Annotated in this window: 15 protein-coding genes; 6 read left to right on the top strand and 9 right to left on the bottom strand. The window is 63.0% G+C overall.

The window, feature by feature from the left end; translation table 11 throughout:
• Positions 1–59: 59 nt before the first annotated feature.
• Complete coding sequence (locus NKJ75_RS04160) at positions 60–1,304, bottom strand: MFS transporter (RefSeq protein WP_023750462.1); 1,245 nt, start codon at positions 1,302–1,304, stop codon at positions 60–62.
• A gap of 104 nt (positions 1,305–1,408) precedes the next feature.
• Complete coding sequence (locus tag NKJ75_RS04165) at positions 1,409–2,614, bottom strand: MFS transporter (protein WP_023734159.1); 1,206 nt, start codon at positions 2,612–2,614, stop codon at positions 1,409–1,411.
• A gap of 112 nt (positions 2,615–2,726) precedes the next feature.
• Between NKJ75_RS04165 and NKJ75_RS04170 the strand changes: the two genes are divergently transcribed.
• The gene (locus NKJ75_RS04170; RefSeq protein WP_023734158.1) at positions 2,727–3,485 is read left to right on the top strand and encodes a DeoR/GlpR family DNA-binding transcription regulator; all 759 of its coding nucleotides are present in this window, start codon (positions 2,727–2,729) and stop codon (positions 3,483–3,485) included.
• Here the strand turns inward: NKJ75_RS04170 and NKJ75_RS04175 are convergent.
• A complete protein-coding gene (locus NKJ75_RS04175) occupies positions 3,482–3,901 on the bottom strand; it encodes a hypothetical protein (RefSeq protein WP_023734157.1) in 420 nt (139 codons plus the stop codon). The genes NKJ75_RS04170 and NKJ75_RS04175 overlap by 4 nt on opposite strands.
• 223 nt (positions 3,902–4,124) lie before the next feature.
• On the opposite strand from NKJ75_RS04175, the gene aspS reads away from it, so the two are divergent.
• The gene (gene aspS, locus NKJ75_RS04180) at positions 4,125–5,912 is read left to right on the top strand and encodes an aspartate--tRNA ligase (RefSeq protein WP_023682421.1); all 1,788 of its coding nucleotides are present in this window, start codon (positions 4,125–4,127) and stop codon (positions 5,910–5,912) included.
• 230 nt (positions 5,913–6,142) lie between these two features.
• On the opposite strand, the gene NKJ75_RS04185 is transcribed toward aspS, so the two are convergent.
• The gene (locus NKJ75_RS04185; protein WP_023734156.1) at positions 6,143–7,333 is read right to left on the bottom strand and encodes an aq_1923 C-terminal domain; all 1,191 of its coding nucleotides are present in this window, start codon (positions 7,331–7,333) and stop codon (positions 6,143–6,145) included.
• A 403-nt stretch (positions 7,334–7,736) separates the two neighbouring features.
• Here NKJ75_RS04185 and parC point away from each other — a divergent pair, with 403 nt between their 5' ends.
• Positions 7,737–9,989, top strand: coding sequence for a DNA topoisomerase IV subunit A (parC, locus tag NKJ75_RS04190; RefSeq protein ID WP_023834260.1), 2,253 nt, complete (start codon positions 7,737–7,739; stop codon positions 9,987–9,989).
• A 281-nt stretch (positions 9,990–10,270) separates the two neighbouring features.
• The gene (locus tag NKJ75_RS04195; protein ID WP_023834259.1) at positions 10,271–11,485 is read left to right on the top strand and encodes an AI-2E family transporter; all 1,215 of its coding nucleotides are present in this window, start codon (positions 10,271–10,273) and stop codon (positions 11,483–11,485) included.
• Here NKJ75_RS04195 and NKJ75_RS04200 read toward each other — a convergent pair.
• The 3 genes from NKJ75_RS04200 to NKJ75_RS04210 all read right to left on the bottom strand — a co-directional run bounded on the left by NKJ75_RS04200 (position 11,473) and on the right by NKJ75_RS04210 (position 13,864).
• A complete protein-coding gene (locus NKJ75_RS04200) occupies positions 11,473–12,369 on the bottom strand; it encodes a DMT family transporter (protein WP_023834258.1) in 897 nt (298 codons plus the stop codon). The genes NKJ75_RS04195 and NKJ75_RS04200 overlap by 13 nt on opposite strands.
• 121 nt (positions 12,370–12,490) lie before the next feature.
• Positions 12,491–13,255 carry an arginyltransferase gene (locus NKJ75_RS04205; protein ID WP_023682417.1) on the bottom strand — a complete coding sequence of 255 codons (765 nt, stop codon included), beginning with the start codon at positions 13,253–13,255 and terminating at the stop codon, positions 12,491–12,493.
• A gap of 138 nt (positions 13,256–13,393) precedes the next feature.
• Entirely contained in the window at positions 13,394–13,864 is a 471-nt protein-coding gene (locus NKJ75_RS04210; protein ID WP_023673020.1) for an RDD family protein, read from the bottom strand.
• Positions 13,865–14,054: 190 nt separating this feature from the next.
• Between NKJ75_RS04210 and sthA the strand changes: the two genes are divergently transcribed.
• Positions 14,055–15,443 carry a Si-specific NAD(P)(+) transhydrogenase gene (gene sthA / locus NKJ75_RS04215; protein WP_023682415.1) on the top strand — a complete coding sequence of 463 codons (1,389 nt, stop codon included), beginning with the start codon at positions 14,055–14,057 and terminating at the stop codon, positions 15,441–15,443.
• A gap of 57 nt (positions 15,444–15,500) precedes the next feature.
• Here sthA and NKJ75_RS04220 read toward each other — a convergent pair whose 3' ends face one another.
• Positions 15,501–16,193, bottom strand: a complete 693-nt coding sequence (locus NKJ75_RS04220; protein ID WP_023834257.1) for an alpha/beta hydrolase — start codon at positions 16,191–16,193, stop codon at positions 15,501–15,503.
• 194 nt (positions 16,194–16,387) lie between these two features.
• On the opposite strand from NKJ75_RS04220, the gene NKJ75_RS04225 reads away from it, so the two are divergent.
• Positions 16,388–17,623: an OpgC family protein gene (locus NKJ75_RS04225; protein ID WP_023727508.1), complete on the top strand. Its 1,236-nt coding sequence runs from the start codon at positions 16,388–16,390 to the stop codon at positions 17,621–17,623.
• Positions 17,624–17,638: 15 nt separating this feature from the next.
• Here the strand turns inward: NKJ75_RS04225 and NKJ75_RS04230 are convergent, their stop codons facing one another.
• A complete protein-coding gene (locus tag NKJ75_RS04230; RefSeq protein ID WP_023682412.1) occupies positions 17,639–18,721 on the bottom strand; it encodes a LacI family DNA-binding transcriptional regulator in 1,083 nt (360 codons plus the stop codon).
• Positions 18,722–18,846: the final 125 nt, after the last annotated feature.

Below are 18,846 nucleotides of genomic sequence, written 5' to 3' on the forward strand. Positions count from 1 at the left end.
AACGGGTAAGGTTCTCTTTCAATTTCAGCCATGGGCGCTTTCGTCAAGCCGCCCTTCGGTCAAGTATCAGCCGATCCGTCGGAATCGCCATTCCTGCGCGCCAGCCGCGCGAAGACGGTTGATGTGCGCAGCAGCGCCGTGAAGCGGCTGCGCTTGCCCGCCGGCACGCTGCCGCGCACCTGCATGCGGTAGAGAATGACGGCGATGAGGGTGGCGTAGACGACTGCGCTGAAGACAAACAGGGCGCCCGGTCCGAAATGTTGCATCACTGCGGACGCCGCGAAGGGGCCACCAATGGCGCCGAAGGAATAGAACAGCATCAAGGCGGCGTTGATCAGCACGAACTCGCCCTTGTCGGCGCGGTCGTTGGAATGCGCCGCCGACAGCGAATAGAGCGGCATGGCGAAGCTGCCGAAGATGAAGACGATGATCAAATTGAGGGTCGGATCGGCGCCGGCGACGAAGACCAGCGCCAGCGCGGCGAACATGGCGCCGCATGTCGTGGCCAAAAGCACCGCGCGCCGATCCCAGCGGTCGGAGAGGTAGCCCAGCGGATACTGGATGAGGGCGCCGCCGAAGATGCCGACGCTGACGAAGGTGACGACATCGGCCACCGACATGCCGATCTGTTCGGCATAGACTGGCGACAGCGTGCGGAACGCGCTGTTGGTGACGCCGACGCAGATGCAGCCGAAGCAGCCGAGCGGCGAAATCCGCCAGACGCGGGCGAGATCGAGCTTGACGTCTTCCGGCGGCGTCGGGTTGGAGCGGTCGCCGAGCGACACCGGAACCAGCGACAGCGTGATCATCATCGACATGATGGCGAAGATGGCAAAGCCGCCGGGGCCGAAGATCGGGATCAGGAACTGTGCGCCGGTCACCGAGCCGATATCGACCATGCGGTAGATGGCCAGCACGCGCGCACGATCCTTGTTTTCGACGCCGGAGTTCAGCCAGGCTTCCATGACGGTGAACAGGCCGGCAAAGCAGAAACCGCCGGCAAAGCGCACCGCGCACCACATCACCGGATCGATCACCAGCACCAGGAGCAGCGTACTGGCCGCGGCGATGGCGGCCAGTGCTGAAAACGTCCGGACATGGCCGACTGCCTTGAGGATACGGGTGACGGCCAGGCACCCCAACAGGAAGCCGGCGAAATAGAACGTGCCCATCAGGCCGATGTCGGAGGCCGAAAATCCTTCCTGCGCGCCGCGCAGCGCGATCAGCGTGCCCTGCAGCCCGTTGCCGCCAAGCAGGATGCCGGCGGCGATGAGGAGCGGGATCAGCGGGCGGATGGAGGACATACGGAACCGTTGCTTAGGTGGCTCCACAGTTCTGAACCATCGGTGTGGCCAATGCCAGTGGCTTGTCCCGCCGCCAACAGGTGTGTGGCTTCAAGTGCGGCCGTTCAAGCTCCGTCGGCCCTCGCCAAAGCTTCGCTCGCCGGCGCAGGCTTGCCCCGGGCAGCCCTTCGGCCAAGCGAGCCGGCGGTCAGCAGGCTGAGCATGATGAACGGGATGCCGATACCGAAGGCCGAGCGGATGCCCCAATGGTCGGAGACGAAACCGAGCAGCGGCGGGCCGAGCAGGAAGGCGACGAAGGAAATCTGCGACAGCGCCGCGACATTGATCGTCGCGGAGCGGTCCGTCCGCTGGGCTGCCGCCGAGATCGCCAGCGGAAAGAGCACGCTGCTGCCAATGCCAAGTAGCGCAAAGCCCAGCATCGATACGAGCGGGGCAGGCGAGAAGAAGACGAGCAGCACGCCCACCGCCATCGTCGCCAGCAGCACCCGCGCCACGACGCTCGGCGAGTGGCGGTCGACAAAGGAGTCGGCAAAGAAGCGCGTGCTCGCTTGCGAGAATGCAAACAGCGCCACGGTGAAGCCGGCGACGAAAGGGCCCGCATCGAACACGGTGCGCATGTAGATTGCCGACCAGTCGATGCTGGCGCCTTCCATCAGCATCGCCGACAGTGTCACCGCGACGAGGACGAGGATCGGCAGCGTCGGCCGCGCCAGCCTTGGCGCCGTCTCGTCATTGCCGGCGAAGCGGCTCGGCGCCGGTTCGTAACCGCCGAGAAACAGCGCGATTCCTGTCGCCACCATCGGTACGACAATCGCCAGGTGCAGTTGCGGCGAAATGCCGAGATGCGCAAGCGCGGCGCCGAACAGGCCGGCGCCGAAAAAGCCGATGCTCCAGAACGAATGCGCCCGGTTCATGATCCGGCGCTTGAGCAGGAATTCGGTTCTATCGGCCTCGACATTGAGAATGATCTCGACGCTGCCGATCATCAGGCCGACCGGAAACAGCATCAGGAACAGCGCAAGCGGCCCAGGCGCATGCACGGCAATGGCAAAGACAACCGACAAAAGCGGCACCAGCCCGAGCAGCGCGCGGCGGAAGCCGATGCGCTCCAGGATCGGCGCCGCCAGCGTCAGCGCGGTCAAGGTGCCGATCGGCGTCCCGATCAGGCTTAGCCCGAGCGTGCCGTCCCCGATGCCCATGGCGTGCTTGATGTCGGGCAGCCGCGGGAAGATTTGGCCCATGGCGAACGAATAGATCGCAAAGCCGGCGTAGACCCGGTGTTGCGGAGCGAGGCGGAGGCCAAAGGTCATGACGATGCTTTCGGGGAAGAGAGTCGACGGTTGTCACTGTTTGATATGCCTACATCTTGCACAAACATGCAAATCGTGCAAGAACGTGCATGGAAAAAAACAGGATCATGCAATGCTGACCGATGAGCGGCATCAAATTATTCGCGATCGCCTGGCCGTCGAGGGAAGGGTGCTGGCCGGCGAGCTGGCAGGCCGCTTCGGCGTTTCGGAAGACACGGTTCGGCGCGACCTCAGGGAGTTGGCCAAGGCCGGGCAGTGCCGCCGCGTCTATGGCGGCGCGGTCGCGGCCGCACCCTTCGCGGCCACGCCGGTCGGCCTGCGCGCCGGCCATGCGGTCGAAGAAAAGACGCGGCTGGCCCGCGCGACCGTGGCACTGCTTTCGCGCGGACAGACCCTGTTCATCGACAGCGGCTCGACCAATGCCGCGATCGCCAGGGCCATCCCGCGCGACATCGATCTGACCGTCGCCACCAATTCGCTCGAAATTGCCTCCGTCCTGTCAGACCACGCTTTGGTCGAACTGATTGTGCTGGGCGGGCGGTTCGACCGCCATCTCGGCGCCTGCGTCGGCGCCGACACGCTTGCCGCTGTCGCGCAACTTGGCGCGGACCTGTTTGTTCTCGGCTCCTGCGGTCTCGATGCGTCGCGCGGCGTCACGGCCTTCGATTCGGCTGAGGCCGAGGTAAAGCGGGCCATGGCCAAGAACAGCGCAGGCATCGTCATCGCTGTAACCAACGACAAGCTGGCCACAGCCGCACCCTACCGGGTTGCCAGGCCAGAGGCGATCCGCCACCTCGTGGTCGAAAAGACCGCGCCGGCCGCAATCCTCGCCGACTTCGAACGCCAGGGCGCCGAAATCCATTTGGCTTAAACGGAGCTCGGCGCGCGGGCAGTCCGGGACGCAGCATGGGCGACGAACACTTCGACATCTTCCTTTGAATAGCCGAGAAGGGCTCCTTCAAGCCTCGCCAGATCATTCGATGTGAAGATGTCAAAGGCCTCTCCGCTGCGGCACATTCTGGAGATCAACAAGCTCAGTTTGCAGCGCCATTCTTCTGTCGGCAGGCAGTAGCAGCGCTCTTCCACTGAGGTTTTAGGAACAATCTGGGTGAACTTCAGGATGCGACCTTCGTCGACAAACGGTGCAAAACCTGCATCGCCAATATCGTCGGCGTCCATACCCGGTTCCGCCGCGAACAAGGCCATTGATTTGTCGCCCTGAAGCATCAGCTCCAATTCGCGGCCATTATGTGGCCCGACACCCGGCGGGACTGTGGGTTCTGGCATGAAGTATCTCCAGATCATTCGATGACTGCACTGTCGCGAGAAACACTTCTGGCGGCAATGCGCCAAGCCTGGCAAAGACTTCAACACTGACTAGCGGATAGAGAGACGACCCAAACCCGGCTTGCCTTGACAAATCGGGCCTCCCATGCGCTTTTCGCGCAAATTTTGGACCGGGCTTTGATGCTCGACCCACAACCCAGCACCCCGGAATTTTGACATGACAATGCATCGTTACCGCAGCCACACCTGTGCCCAGTTGAGAAAGAGCGATGTCGGCTCTTCGGTTCGCCTGTCGGGCTGGGTGCATCGCGTGCGCGACCATGGCGGCCTGCTGTTCATCGATCTGCGCGACCATTACGGCCTGACCCAGATCGTCGCCGATCCGGATTCGCCCGCCTTCAAGGTGGCCGAGACGCTGCGTGGCGAATGGGTGATCCGCGTCGACGGCGAGGTCAAGGCGCGCCTGCCGGACACCACCAACGCCAACCTGCCGACCGGCGAGATCGAGATCTTTGCCCGCGAGATCGAGGTGCTGTCGGCAGCCAAGGAATTGCCGCTGCCGGTGTTCGGCGAGCCCGACTATCCCGAAGACATCCGCCTGAAGTACCGTTTTCTCGACCTGCGCCGCGAGACGCTGCACAGGAACATCGTGGCGCGCACGAAAATCATCGCCGAGATGCGCAAGCGTATGACCGATGTCGGCTTCACCGAATTCTCGACGCCGATCCTGACGGCCTCGTCGCCGGAAGGCGCGCGCGACTTCCTGGTGCCGTCGCGCATCCATCCCGGCACCTTTTACGCGCTGCCGCAGGCGCCGCAGCAGTACAAGCAACTGATCATGGTTTCGGGCTTCGACCGCTATTTCCAGATCGCGCCCTGCTTCCGCGACGAGGACCCGCGCGCCGACCGTCTGCCCGGCGAATTCTACCAGCTCGACCTCGAAATGAGCTTCGTCGAGCAGGACGACGTGCTGTCGACCATGGAACCGGTGATGCGCGGCGTCTTCGAGACCTTCGCCAACGGCAAGCCGGTGACGCAGACATTCCAGCGCATTCCTTACGATGTCGCCATGCGCAAATATGGCTCCGACAAGCCGGACCTGCGCAACCCGATCGAGATGCAGGCCGTCTCCGACCATTTTCGCGATTCCGGCTTCAAGGTCTTCGCCAACATCCTGGCCAACGATCCGAAGGCCGAAGTGTGGGGCATTCCGGCCAAGACCGGCGGCAGCCGCGCCTTCTGCGACCGCATGAACTCGTGGGCGCAGGGCGAGGGCCAGCCGGGACTGGGTTACATCTTCTGGCGCAAGGAAGGCGACAAGCTTGAAGGCGCCGGTCCGCTGGCCAAGAACATCGGCGAGGAGCGCACCGAGGCGATCCGCCAGCAGCTCGGCCTTGCCGATGGCGACGCCGCCTTCTTCGTCGCCGGCGATCCGAAGAAGTTCGTTACCTTCGCCGGTGCCGCGCGTACGCGTGCCGGCGAAGAACTGAACCTTGTCGACCGCGAGCGCTTCGAATTGTGCTGGATCGTCGACTTCCCGTTCTTCGAATGGAGCGAGGAGGAGAAGAAGATCGACTTCGCCCACAACCCGTTCTCGATGCCGCAAGGCGGTATCGACGCGCTCAACGGCGACGACCTGCTCGGCATCAAGGCCTTCCAGTACGACATGGTCTGCAACGGCTTCGAGATCGCCTCTGGCGGTATCCGCAACCATTTGCCGGAAACCATGGTCAAGGCGTTCGAGACGGTTGGCCTCGACCGCGCCACGGTGGAAGAACGCTTTGGTGGCCTCTACCGCGCCTTCCAGTATGGCGCCCCGCCGCATGGCGGCATGGCGGCCGGCGTCGACCGTGTCGTCATGCTGCTGGTCGGCGCCAAGAACCTGCGAGAGATCACCATGTTCCCGATGAACCAGCAGGCCTACGATTTGTTGATGAACGCGCCTTCGGAAGCCTCGCCGCAGCAGTTGCGTGATCTGTCGCTGCGTGTCGCGGCAGTGAAGAAGGACTGACGGCAGCGTTGCAGCTGCCATTTCTCCCCGTCTCTATACGGGGAGAAATGTCCGGCAGGACAATGAGGGGCAGCACGCATGCAGGCGATTGGCGAACGGCCTTAGCAGTTGGCGCCTTCTGACAATCGGTTCAGCATCGAACTACAATTTGCACGCGTTGGCGCCGCCCCTCATCTGCCTGCCGGCACCTTCTCCCCGTATAGTGACGGGGAGAAGGGAGCGAACTTCGATCAGTCTTCGTTGGCCTTGACGTGGACGCCCAGCGTCTTGGTCAGGTCGGCCGGGTTGGACATGGCGCCGGCCATGATCAGCGCGAACGGCACCGCTGCCGGCGGCTCGGCCGAAATCTCGAGGCTCTTCGGATCGTCGAGGTACTTGCTCACCGCGGCCGTCACTTCGGCGGTCAGTTCGGGATTGTTGAGCTGCGCCATGCCGAACGGCACGATCGCCTTGGCCTGGTTGGCGATGTCCTTGCCCGACATGCCCTGCTGCTTGCCGACATATTCAAGCACCTTGCCGGTCAGCGAATCGTCGTCGAAGCGGATCGAGGCGCTGTTGAAGGAAAGCTGCTGCAAAAGGCCGAGCAGGGCCATGCCTTGCGCCGAATTGTCGGCGCCTTCGGGCTGCGCCGCCATCTTTTTCTGCATCTCCTGCAGCGACTTGACGAAGTCGACCGTGTAGCCGCCGAGGCCGAAGGTCATGCCGAGCGTGCCGGCATTCTCGACCGAGATATCGTATTTCGACAGGTCCATCTTGCCGTCGCTCGGCTGCCAGGTGCCGCCGATCTCGATATTGCCCGTTATGTTCTGGTAGCCGAGGGCCTCGATGGCTTCCTTGGACTTCGCATCGTCGACCAGGGTCAGGTCGGCGTTGAACTTTTCCGTGGTGGCGGAAAACTCCATCGCCTTGCCGTCGGCCGGCGGCGTGATCTGGACAGCAAGCCCATCCACCGAGAAGGCGGTCTTGTCGGCAACCTTGACCGTCAGGTTTTCGAGTTCGGCCGACTTGTAGATCATCATCGAGCCGAGCGGGCCTGTAGCGCCCTCGGCCGGGATGTTGGCGTCGTGGATGACGAAGGGGGTGAGGTTGAGCGTGACGCCGTCCTTGCTGTGCTCGAAGGCCGAAGTCGTGATGGTGGCGACATCGAAGCCGCCATTGGCTTCGGTCACGCCCTCGAGCTTGACGTCGCCGATCGGCAGCGCCTCCTTTTCGGCCGCCGGTTTGACCGACACGCCCTGCAGCACCATGCTGGAATTGTCGCCGGTAACGCCGGTCCAGGTGATATCGACGCCCTGGACGGCAAGTGCGGCCTTCAGTCGGTCGGCAACCGCCGTGTCTTGCGCAAAGGCGGCATTCAGCGGCAGCGTCAGCAAAAAGGTCGAAAAAGCAAGTTTCTTGAGTGTCGAACGTTGGATTGTCATCGCGAGTTCCCTGAGAGAGTCCTGAAAAAGTGTTTTCTCAATTCTACGCCATCACTATTCCGTGACGAACTGGACGGGAAAAAGGCGCTTTCCCGCAGAGTTGTCGAAAATCACGGCGAAAGGCAAATCGGAGCGGGAGCCTTCGCTCGATGCGGTGAATATGTCATGAAGGTCGGGCTCCCCTGCGTACCGTCTCCTGCCTTAGAGAGGGCGTGTAACAGATTGATGTTGGTTGGCAACAGCGCTGCTACCGGTGCTGTTGCACAGGGACGGCAAGCTGGAACATGAAGTTCGTCACATCCATCGTCGGACCTTGAGCCGCCCTCGTAAGCCAAAGGCTGCAAAGTGCGGATTTCCGCAGCCCCGCCTTGCCGCGAATCACCCGCTCGGCTAGTCCAGCCGCATGGGAAAAAGGATTTTGCCGCCTGAAAATGGCGGCGGTGACCACATCGAACCGGTGGATCTGAAGAAGGCGCTGGAAGAGCGCTATCTCGCCTATGCGCTGTCGACCATCATGCACCGGGCGCTGCCTGACGTGCGCGACGGGCTGAAGCCTGTGCATCGTCGCATCATGCATGCCATGCGACTGCTCAGGCTCAACCCCGACCAGGGCTTTGCCAAATGCGCCCGCATTGTCGGCGACGTGATGGGCAAGTTCCATCCGCACGGCGACCAGTCGATCTACGACGCGCTGGTGCGCCTGGCGCAGGATTTCTCCATGCGCTATCCCCTCGTCGACGGGCAGGGCAATTTCGGCAATATCGACGGCGATAACGCCGCCGCCATGCGCTATACCGAGGCGCGCATGACCGAGGTGGCGAGCGATTTGATTGCCGGCATCACCGAGGACGCCGTCGATTTCCGGCCAACCTACAATGAGGAGGACGAGGAGCCCGTAGTGCTTCCCGGCGCCTTCCCGAATCTGCTCGCCAACGGTTCCTCCGGCATTGCGGTCGGCATGGCCACGTCCATCCCGCCGCACAATGCCGCCGAGCTTTGCAACGCAGCGCTGCAGTTGATCGAGCAGCCGGACGCGCCGGTGACAAAGCTGATGGAGTTCGTCCAGGGGCCGGATTTCCCGACCGGCGGCATCATCGTCGACAGCCGCGCATCCATCCTGGAGGCCTATGAGACCGGCCGCGGCGGTTTTCGCGTGCGCGCCAAATGGGGCCAGGAGGATCAGGGCAGGGGCACCTGGAGCATCGTCGTCACCGAAATCCCCTACGGCATCCAGAAGGCCAGGCTGATCGAGAAGATCGCCGAGCTTTTGATCGCGCGCAAATTGCCGCTGCTTGAGGATGTCAGGGATGAAAGCGCCGAGGACGTCCGCATTGTGCTCGTACCGAAGAGCCGTTCGGTCGATCCCGGCATTCTGATGGAATCGCTGTTCAAGCTGACCGAGCTCGAAAGCCGATTTCCCCTCAACATGAACGTTTTGTCGCGCGGCAAGGTGCCTAACGTCCTGTCGCTGAAGGGCGTGCTGAAGGAGTGGCTCGACCATCGGCGCGATGTGCTGATCCGCCGCTCGAAGCATCGGCTTGGCGAGATCGAGAAGCGGCTGGAAATCCTTGCCGGCTACCTGATCGCCTATCTCAACATCGACGAGGTCATCAGGATCATCCGCGAGGAGGATGAGCCCAAGCAGGTGATGATGGCCCGTTGGTCGCTCACCGACACCCAGGCCGAAGCCATCCTCAACATGCGGCTGCGGGCCTTGCGCAAGCTGGAAGAGTTCGAGATCCGCAAGGAGTTCGACGGTCTCACCACCGAGAAGAAGCAGATCGAGGCATTGCTCGCATCCGACGCCAAGCAATGGTCGACGATCAAATGGGAAGTCACGCAGGTTCGCGACAAGTTCGGCCCCGAGACCGAACTCGGCAAGCGCCGCACCCAGTTCGCCGACGCGCCGGAGCATGATCTGACCGACATTGCGCACGCCATGATCGAGCGCGAGCCGGTCACCGTGGTGGTCTCGGAAAAGGGCTGGCTGCGGGCGATGAAAGGCCATCTGGCCGACCATTCCACGCTCACCTTCAAGGAAGGCGACAGCCTCAAGCTCGCCTTCCATGCCCAGACCACCGACAAGATCCTGGTCTTCACCACCGGCGGAAAATTCTACACCATCGGCGCCGACCGGCTGCCGGGCGGCCGCGGCCATGGCGAACCGATCCGCATCATCGTCGACATGGACAACGACCAGGACATCGTCACCGCCTTCGTCCACGACCCGAAGCGCAAGCTGCTGCTCGTCTCCTACGATGCCAATGGTTTCGTCGTGCCGGAGGAGGAGGTCGTCGCCAACACCCGAAAGGGCAAGCAGGTGATGAACGTCAAGGCGCCCGACGAGGCCAAGGCCTGCGTCCCCGTGTCAGGCGATCATCTCGCCATTGTCGGCGAGAACCGCAAGATGCTGGTGTTTGCGCTCTCCGAAATTCCGGAGATGGGCCGCGGCAAGGGCGTTCGCCTGCAGAAATACAAGGATGGCGGTCTGCTCGACCTGAAACCCTTCACGCTGGCGAGCGGCCTGTCGTGGCAGGATTCCGCAGACCGCACCTTCGTCAGGTCGCGCGAGGAGCTGGCGGAATGGATCGGCGCGAGAGCGTCGGCCGGTCGCATGGTGCCGAAGGGATTCCCGCGGACCGGGAAATTTGGTTGAAGCTGCTGATCTCCCCCCAAGTGGGGGAGATGGCCGGCAGGCCAGAGGGGGGCGCTGTCCCGCCAGCGCATCAAATGGTCATGGCTCGCCACTCGGTCGCAACTCTTGGGTCTTCAATGTGGGGTGCCAGGCTGGCGATCCTTCGCGCCCCCCTCTGTCCTGCCGGACATCTCCCCCACAAGGGGGGAGATTGGCAGCTTCACCAACCATTTGGACTATCGTCACGATTGCGGCACTATAACAGTGCATAAACGCTGTGTAGGCTGGGGAGAATTGACCGTTTGAAGGAAGCGAAGATCCAGAAGCCGGAACGTCAGCAGCGCCTGTTCGGCCTGTCGACACCGTTGCGATCCGCCGTCATTCCGCCGCTGTCGGCTGCGCGCTGGCTGTTGGTGCTGATCGTCGCCGCCGGCGTCTATTTCTTCCACGGGTTCCTGTTTCCCGTGCTGGCAGCCCTCGTCATTGCTTTTGCCAGCTGGCCGCTCTACCGCCGGCTGCTTGCCGGTGTCGGCGGTAACCGCACCGTCGCCGCGACGCTCGCCATCCTGTTCATCCTCGCCTTCCTGGTGGTGCCGATAGCGCTCGCCGGCACCTACGCCATCAACGAGGTCCGCGAATGGGTGGGCTGGGCGATCGAGACCAACAGGCACGGCGCGGTCACACCGCACTGGATCACCTCGCTGCCTGTCGTCGGCGAGTGGCTGAACGAACAGTGGATCGACAATTTCGGCCATCCCGGCGGCATCGGCGAGCTGATCCAGCTGGTCAGCGGCGCCAATATCGGCAGCATCTATCGCGGCGTGCTGGCTGCCGGCGGCAGCGCCTTCGGCCTGTTGCTGACGCTGCTGTTCATGATGATCGCGCTGTTCTTCGCCTACCGCGACGGCGAACACTTTGCCAGCCAGATCGACCGGCTCGGCGAACGCATCCTGCCGACGCGCTGGGAGCGGATTTCGCGCGTCGTGCCGGCGACCATTTCCTCGACCGTTACCGGCATGACCGTGATCGCCATCGGCGAGGGGCTGGTGCTCGGCATCGCCTACTGGCTGGCCGGGGTGCCGTCGCCGGTGACGCTGGGCGCATTGACCGGCGTGATGGCGCTGATCCCCGGCGGCGCGCCGCTGTCGTTTACGCTTGTGTCGATCTACCTCGCCGCCAGCGGCTCGCCGATGGCGGGTCTGGCGCTGTTCATCTGGGGCGCGGTGGAACTGTTCATCGTCGACAAGACCTTGCGCCCGAAGCTGGTCGGCGGACCGATCAAATTGCCCTTCCTGCCCACCTTTTTCGGCCTGATCGGCGGCGTCAAGACGATGGGCTTTCTCGGCCTGTTCATCGGCCCCGTGCTGATGGCGCTGCTGGTGGCGATATGGCGCGAATGGCTGCGCGAGGTGGAACTGGCCGAAGAAACCGTTCCCGACGGGGCGGCCGAGCTCGAAGGCGGGCCGCCGCAGATCGAGATTGTCGCCGGCCCGGCGAAGAAAAGTCAGGCTGGGTAAGCGACGGCGGGCGCTGCCCGGCGCTTGCGCCCTTCATGCAACTGCCACAGGGAATGCGCGACCAGCGTGACGATCAGGATCACGCCGCCGATCAGGCTGTTGCGCGACGGCGCCTCGGCAAAGATCATCCATATCCAGACCGGCGCCAGAACCGTTTCCAGGAGATAGAACATCGCCACTTCCGGGCCTGAAATGTATTTCGGCCCATTGGCCAGGCAGAAGAAGGCGAACGGCATGATGACGGCGCCGTTGAAAACGATCCACCATGGCGCTTCCACCTGGAAACCGGTCCTGGAGACCATGAGCGCCGCCAGCCCGAACGGCAGCAGGACGCCGGTCAGCGCGGTGAATCCCATATCCCTGCCGCTGGCGCGTGAAACGGTGATGGCGCAGGCAATCGCCAAGGCCGAACACAGCGCCATCACATCGCCGAACAGATTTCCCGTGCCGACGGAATCGCCGACGATGATCGCGATGCCGACGATCATCAGCGCCATTGCCGCAAGCGTCAGCGGCTGTGGTCGCTCCTTCAGGAACAGCCACGACAGCAGCGCCGAGAACATGGTGGAGAAGGCCAGGATGAAAACCAGATTGGCGGTCGAGGTGTTGTAGACGGCAGTGATGAAGGCGATTGCGCCGAGCCCGTAGAGGGTGGCGACGACGAGCCCCGACCAGCCGGGTATCAGCTGCGGAGCATTCTTGCTGAACGAGCGCCAGATGGCCCATACGATCAGCCCTGCCACGAAGGTGCAGCCGGTGCGCAGCAAAAGGATCGTCCAGGCTTCGCCATGGGCGAGCCGGATCAGGGGAATGTCGATGGTCAGCGCCAGCCCGCCAAGCGCGGTGAGCAGGAGTCCTTTGGTGTGGGCATTGTGAGAGGACATGCAACGGCTTTCGCAATGATTTGAGCAGATGCCAGTCGGCGCAATCGCCCCGCCAACGGGCGGAAAGACCAGCATCGTCTCGGCTGAAAATGTTTAGATCAGGATCTGGTAAGAAGAAAAATCAGCGCGTGACCGCTTCGTGGTCGTAGCGTTCCCAGCCCTTCGGGCCGAGATGCTCCTGCGGCATGAAGCGCATCTTATAGTTCATCTTGCGCGAGCCGTTGACCCAGTAGCCGAGATAGACGTGGGGCAAGCCCATGGCCCGGGCGCGGGCGATATGGTCGAGGATCATGAAGGTGCCGAGCGAACGGTCCTCGAACTCGGGATTGAAGTAGGAATAGACCATCGACAGGCCATCGGCCATCTTGTCGGTCAGCGCCACGGCGATCAGCTCGCCCTGGCCCTTGCCGGTGATGAATGTGTCGGGGCCGCGGCGCCGGTATTCGATCACCTTGGTGTCGACATGGGTATCTTCGACCATCATGGCGTAGTCGAGCACCGTCATGTCGGACATGCCGCCGCGGCGATGGCGAGCGTCGAGATAGCCGCGAAACAGGGAATACTGCTCCGTCGAGGGCTGCGCGTCGTGCATGGCGCCGATCAGATCGGAATTGCGCTGGATCACCCGCTTCATGTTGCGGCTGGCGGTGAACTCCTGCGCCAGGATACGCACCGAGACGCAGGCGCGGCAGGTCTCGCAGGCGGGACGGTAAGCGATGTTCTGCGAGCGCCGGAAACCGCCTTGCGTCAACAGATCGTTCATCTCCGGCGCCTTGTCGCCGACCAGATGCGTGAACACCTTGCGTTCGAACTGGCCCTCGAGATACGGGCACGGCGATGGCGCGGTCAGGAAGAACTGCGGCGACTGGGTCGGATGGTGCGTCATCGAACCTTGGGAACACTCCTGCGAATCGCTCTACCTTTGGCTTGGCTGGCGAAAAATTCAACAGGATTGTGAAGGCGAGGTTGAACGGACCCCTTCACATTTGCACACAAATGCCTGTTGGCGTCGGTTGAACTCGGTTCAACGGTCGCTGCGGCTGACGACCGTGCCAAGCAGCAGGTCGTGCAGTGTGCGCTTGCGATCGGAAAACAGCGTCACCAGGAGGACGAGCGGCGTCAGGATGACCGTGCTCGCCCAGAACAGCACCGAATGGACAACGGCGGTGAGGCCGTCGATACGGCTGCCGTCGAGACGATCGAGCCGAATGCCCATCATCTTCATGCCTGATGTGGCCTGGTTGCGACCGCCCAGCGTGTTCCAGATGTAGAGAATGGCGACCGCCGGCACGAGGATGGAATACAGCGCCCAGCCAAGACCGAATGTCAAAAGGCCAAGCACGGCCACCAGGATCGCGAACGGAATGGTGAGCAGCGCCACGATGCAATAGTCGATGATGAAGGCCAGGATCCGCCGCGTGCGCACACCGTCATAGGCCCTGACGTCGTCGAGCCTGCTGGTGATGATTTCGCCGTCAAGTACGCGCGCGTTCATGTCATGTCCTCGCAACAGGCGCCACGCTAGGGTGCGCCGCCACTGAAATGGTGAAGACCGCGGGCGGAATCAAGATCGGTTCGTCCATCGGTCCTGCTCGGCAGTGTGACGCGGTTGAGCCGATTGAATTTGGTGGACGGATGGCGTTAGCTTGCTGCGGCGCAACAAGACGCCGAGGGGACGGGGTTACATGGATTACGACATGCTGGTCATCGGCAGCGGCCCTTCCGGGCGCCGCGCCGCGGTGCAATCGGCCAAGCTCGGCAAATCGGTGCTGGTGGTCGACAGGGGCCGGCGCCTCGGCGGCGTCTCGGTGCACACCGGCACCATCCCGTCGAAGACGCTGCGCGAGACGGTGCTGAACCTGTCCGGCTGGCGCGAGCGGGGCTTTTACGGCCGCGGCTACCGGGTCAAGCAGGACATCTCCATCGCCGACCTGGTCGAGCGGCTGCACAAGACGCTCGACCACGAGGTCGAGGTGCTGCAGCACCAGTTTATGCGCAACGCCGTCAAAAGCGTGCGCGCCATGGCGAAATTCGTCGGCCCAAACAAGGTCAGCCTGACGGCAGACAATGGCGACTACTCGGAGGTTGGTTTCACCAATGCGCTGATCGCGGTCGGCACCAGGCCGCACCGGCCGCGCGACGTGCCTTTCGACAAGATCCGCGTCTTCGACAGCGATGAGATGCTGGAACTCGACCATCTGCCGCGCACGCTGACGGTGATCGGCGCCGGCGTCATCGGCGTTGAATATGCGACGATCTTTTCGGCGCTCGACGTGCCGGTGACGCTGGTGGAGCCGCGCAACACCATCCTCGATTTCGTCGACCGCGAGATCGTCGACGACTTCATCCACCAGATGCGCGACCGCGGCATGACCATTCGCCTCGGCAGTACGGTCAAGGAAATCGTCTCAAAACCCGACTATGCCGAAGTGACGCTCGCCGATGGCCGCACCATCCGCTCCGAGATCGTGCTTTACGCCGCCGGCCGCAGCGGCAATCTCGGCAGCCTCGGCCTCGACGTGGTCGGCATCGAGGCCGATTCCCGGGGCCGCATCAAGGTCGATCCGCAGACCTTCCAGACCAGTGCGCCCAACATCTATGCCACCGGCGACGTCATCGGTTTCCCCAGCCTTGCCTCGACATCGATGGAGCAAGGCAGGGTGGCCGCCTGCCACGCCTTCGGCGTGCAACTGCCACCGCCGCCGGAAACCTTCCCCTATGGCATCTACGCCGTGCCGGAAATCTCCACCGTTGGTCAGTCGGAGGAGCAGGTGCGCGAGAGCGGCGCTGCTTATGAAGTCGGTCTGGCGCGGTTCCGCGAAACCTCGCGCGGCCACATAATGGGCGTCAACTCCGGCTTTCTGAAACTGCTGTTCTCGGTCGAAACGCGCCGCCTGCTCGGCGCCCACATCGTCGGCGAAGGCGCCACCGAACTGATCCATATCGGCCAGGCGGTGATCAACCTCGGCGGCACGGTTGATTTCTTCGTCAACAACACCTTCAACTATCCGACGCTGGCCGAAGCCTACAAGATCGCCGGGCTCGATGCCTGGAACCGGATGGGACAGGGCTAGGCGACGAGCATCTGCTCAGCCGTTCCGCCGGGCGCCGATGCGGTCTACCAAGGTCTCTTAGCCTGCCTGGCGTGCGACCAATGCTGGTCCCGCCAGCCATTGGCGGACGATGGCGGCATCCGGGTCGCCGATTTCGTGACCTGAAGGCACGATGCGCGCATCGACCTCGGCGCCATGTTTGTTGAGCAGCCTCACCAGTGGCGGCGCAACCGGCCCGTAGGTCTCGTCCGCGGCACCGGCGACAATCAGGACGCGCGTTCCGGTCAGATTGGTTGCCGGCGCATCGTCAAGCACGGGCATTGCTCTCAGCAACGCCGCTTTTCGGACGAGGCCGGAGTTGAGCAGCATCAGGCTGGAAACCAGATTGGCGCCGTTGGAATAGCCGAGGAAAGTCGCCCGGGCGAGGTCGAGCCCGTGGCGCTTTGCGGCCTCGCTTGCGAAGGCGGCAAAGTACGATGTTTCGGCACGGATGCTCGCCTGTTCGAAACTGGTCGGCGTGATCCGCTCGAACCAGCGGAAGCCGTCTTCTTGGCGGATGCGGCCACGCACCGCGACCAGCGTGGCGTTAGGGGCGATCTGCCTCGCAATCGGGACCATCGTCGTTTCGTCGACACCCGATCCGTGCAGTAAAAACAGGCTCTCGCCGCCGGCATTCTCCGGCTTGAGGAGGCGGTAGGGAAAGGCCAGATCCTGGTGCAGAAAGGCGTTCTCGTCGCTATATCGAGCACGCTCATATCTCGTTGTTTTCACGGAGACATTGGTCCTTTGCCAGCTTCAAAACGGAATATTTTCACGCTCCGCCAAATGTGATTGCAACAGGCTCATTTCAGACCGTTTCTGCGCCGATATGCTCCTGCGGGAGGAATCGAAGCGGTGTGCGCCGATGGTCGCATCCCGGCATGAACAACGCGAGCATCCTTGCTCTCCTTTGAGGCCTTTTGTCGATGACCCTGCCAGTCCCGCCCGATCGCGCCCCGCGTATCGCCGATCGCGCTCCGCGTATCGCCGATCGCGCTCCGCGTATCCCCGATCGCGACACGCGCATTGACGTGTTCCGTGCGCTCGCACTCCTGACCATCTATATCGACCACGTGCCGGGCACCGTCTTCGAAACGCTGACCTACAAGAATTTCGGATTCTCGGACGCGGCGGAAGCCTTCGTGCTGATTTCCGGCATGTCGGTCGCACTCGCCTATGGCAACAAGTTCCAGCCGGGCGGCCGGCTGCTGGCGATGTTGAAGATGTGGCGCCGGGCCGGCGTGCTTTACAGTGCCCACATCGTCACCACCATGGTTGTGATGGCGTTGTTCTGCGCCGCGGCGGTGTACGGCCGGCGGCCGGAACTGCTCAAGCTGATCAACATCGAGCCGCTGATGAAGAACACGCCGGAGGTCATGATCGGCATTGTCACGCTCGGCCACCAGCTTGGCTACAACAACATTTTGCCGGTCTATGCGGCGCTGCTGTTGATGGCGCCGCTTTTCCTGCTCTTCGTCAGCTACCGGCCGCTCCCGGCGCTGGTCTTTTCCGGCGCGCTGTGGCTTGCCGCCGGCCTCTGGCAGATCGCGCCGCCGAACTATCCCGAGCCCGGCTTCTGGTTCCTCAACCCGCTGTCCTGGCAATTCCTGTTCAACATCGGCCTTGCCGGCATGCTGCATGCCAGGCGCGGCGGCACAATTCCCGTCAATCGTTGGCTGGTGGGCGCCGCGGCGACCTATGTCGCGGCAGCGGCGGTCTGGGTGCACAGCCCGCTCTGGGGCGAGATAACGTGGTTTAACCTGCCCGTGGTGATCGGCGGCTTCGACAAGACGTTCCTGTCGCTGCCGCGGCTCCTGCACATATTGGCGGTGAGCTATCTGATCGTCGCCCTGCCGGCTTTCTCGAACCTGTTCCGTCTCAGCCCGGACCATCCGCTTGCCCTGCTCGGCAAGCGCTCCTTGCCGGTGTTCCTCGCCGGCACGCTGATCGCCATGGCGGCGCAGGTGATGAAGCTGATCAATCCGGGCGGCTTTGCCTATGACGTCTTGCTGATTTCGGCCGGCATCGCCATGCAATTCGCGCTCGCCTTCTATCTTGAGTGGCTGTCCGGCATCGGCTTGGGCAAAAAGCCGGTTCGCAAAGAAGCGCCAGCCGTTCACCAGACCTTCGGCATGCCCGCGATGCCAAGGCTAAGCCGATGATCCCACATCAGCCGCCTAGCTAGCAGGCGAGGGGCCGGACGACCCCCGCACCACAAGATCGACCGGCAGCAATTGCCGGTGCTGCGAGCCGTCATTTTCGAGGATCGCCTTGACGGCCAGCCGGCCCATCTCGGCGATCGGCTGGGCGACAGTGGTTAGTGGCGGCTCGGAGTCGGCGCCTTCCGGCACGCCGTCGAAGCCGACGATTGACACATCGCCCGGCACGGCAATGTTACGCTCGCGCAGCCAGTCGAGCGCATGCAGCGCGATCTTGTCCGACATGGCCAGGATTGCCGTCGGCGTCTGCGGCAGCGCGAAAATATGATCGAGGCCGGCCCGAACGCTCGCCTCGTCATTGAGGGTTTCGTAGATTGGCACTTGCGAGACGTCGATGCCGAAGCGGGAGAGCTCGCCGAAATAGCCACGCAGACGGTCGCGTGTGCCCGAGTAGAGGGATGTCGTCTCGACTTGCTCCTGCGTGACGGGACCAAAGCCAGCGTCGGCAGATTCCAGGGCGAGTACGGCAAAGCTGCGATGGCCGAACTCGGCCAGATGGCGCGCCGCCAGACCCGCGCCGGCGACGTTGTCGACGCCGATCGCAGCGACCGCCTCATTTTCCGAATCGAGATCAAGCGCCACGAAAGGCAGTTTGCGTTCGCGCGCCAGTTCGACCAGCCGCGACCCACCCTCGATGCAGAACACGATGAAGCCGTCGACCAGGGCGCTCTGGATGTTCCAGGCGAGCTGCTCGCTGTTGGCGGCCGAGACCAGCGAAATTCCGGCGCCGGTGGCGTCGCAGGCCTGCGAAATGCTGGCCATCATGACGCGGGCAAAGGGATCGTCGAAGAAATAGGACAATGGTTCTGCCGTTGCCACGCCGATGGCGTTGACCTTGCCGGCGCGCAGCAGCCGGCCCTTGGGATCCGGGCCGGCATAGCCCATCGCTTCCGCCGCCGCCTTGACCCGCTCGCGGACCTCTTCGCGCACGATTTCCGGGCGAGCGAACACGTTGGACGCGGTACCGTGCGAGACCCCGGCCGCCTTGGCGATGTCGGCAAGCCGCACTGGTCTCGTCTTGCCGGAGGTCAATGCCGTCATTTTCGTCTCCTGAACCGGAGCCTGTTTAGCACTTTCGTTGGATCGGTTCAAATTTTCCCTTGATCGGACGGCGGAGAGAGTCTATATTTGAATCGATCCAAGGGATTCACCAAGTACAACTTGGA

Origin of the sequence: Mesorhizobium sp. M0058 (assembly GCF_040323095.1) — a bacterium.
GTDB lineage: Bacteria > Pseudomonadota > Alphaproteobacteria > Rhizobiales > Rhizobiaceae > Mesorhizobium.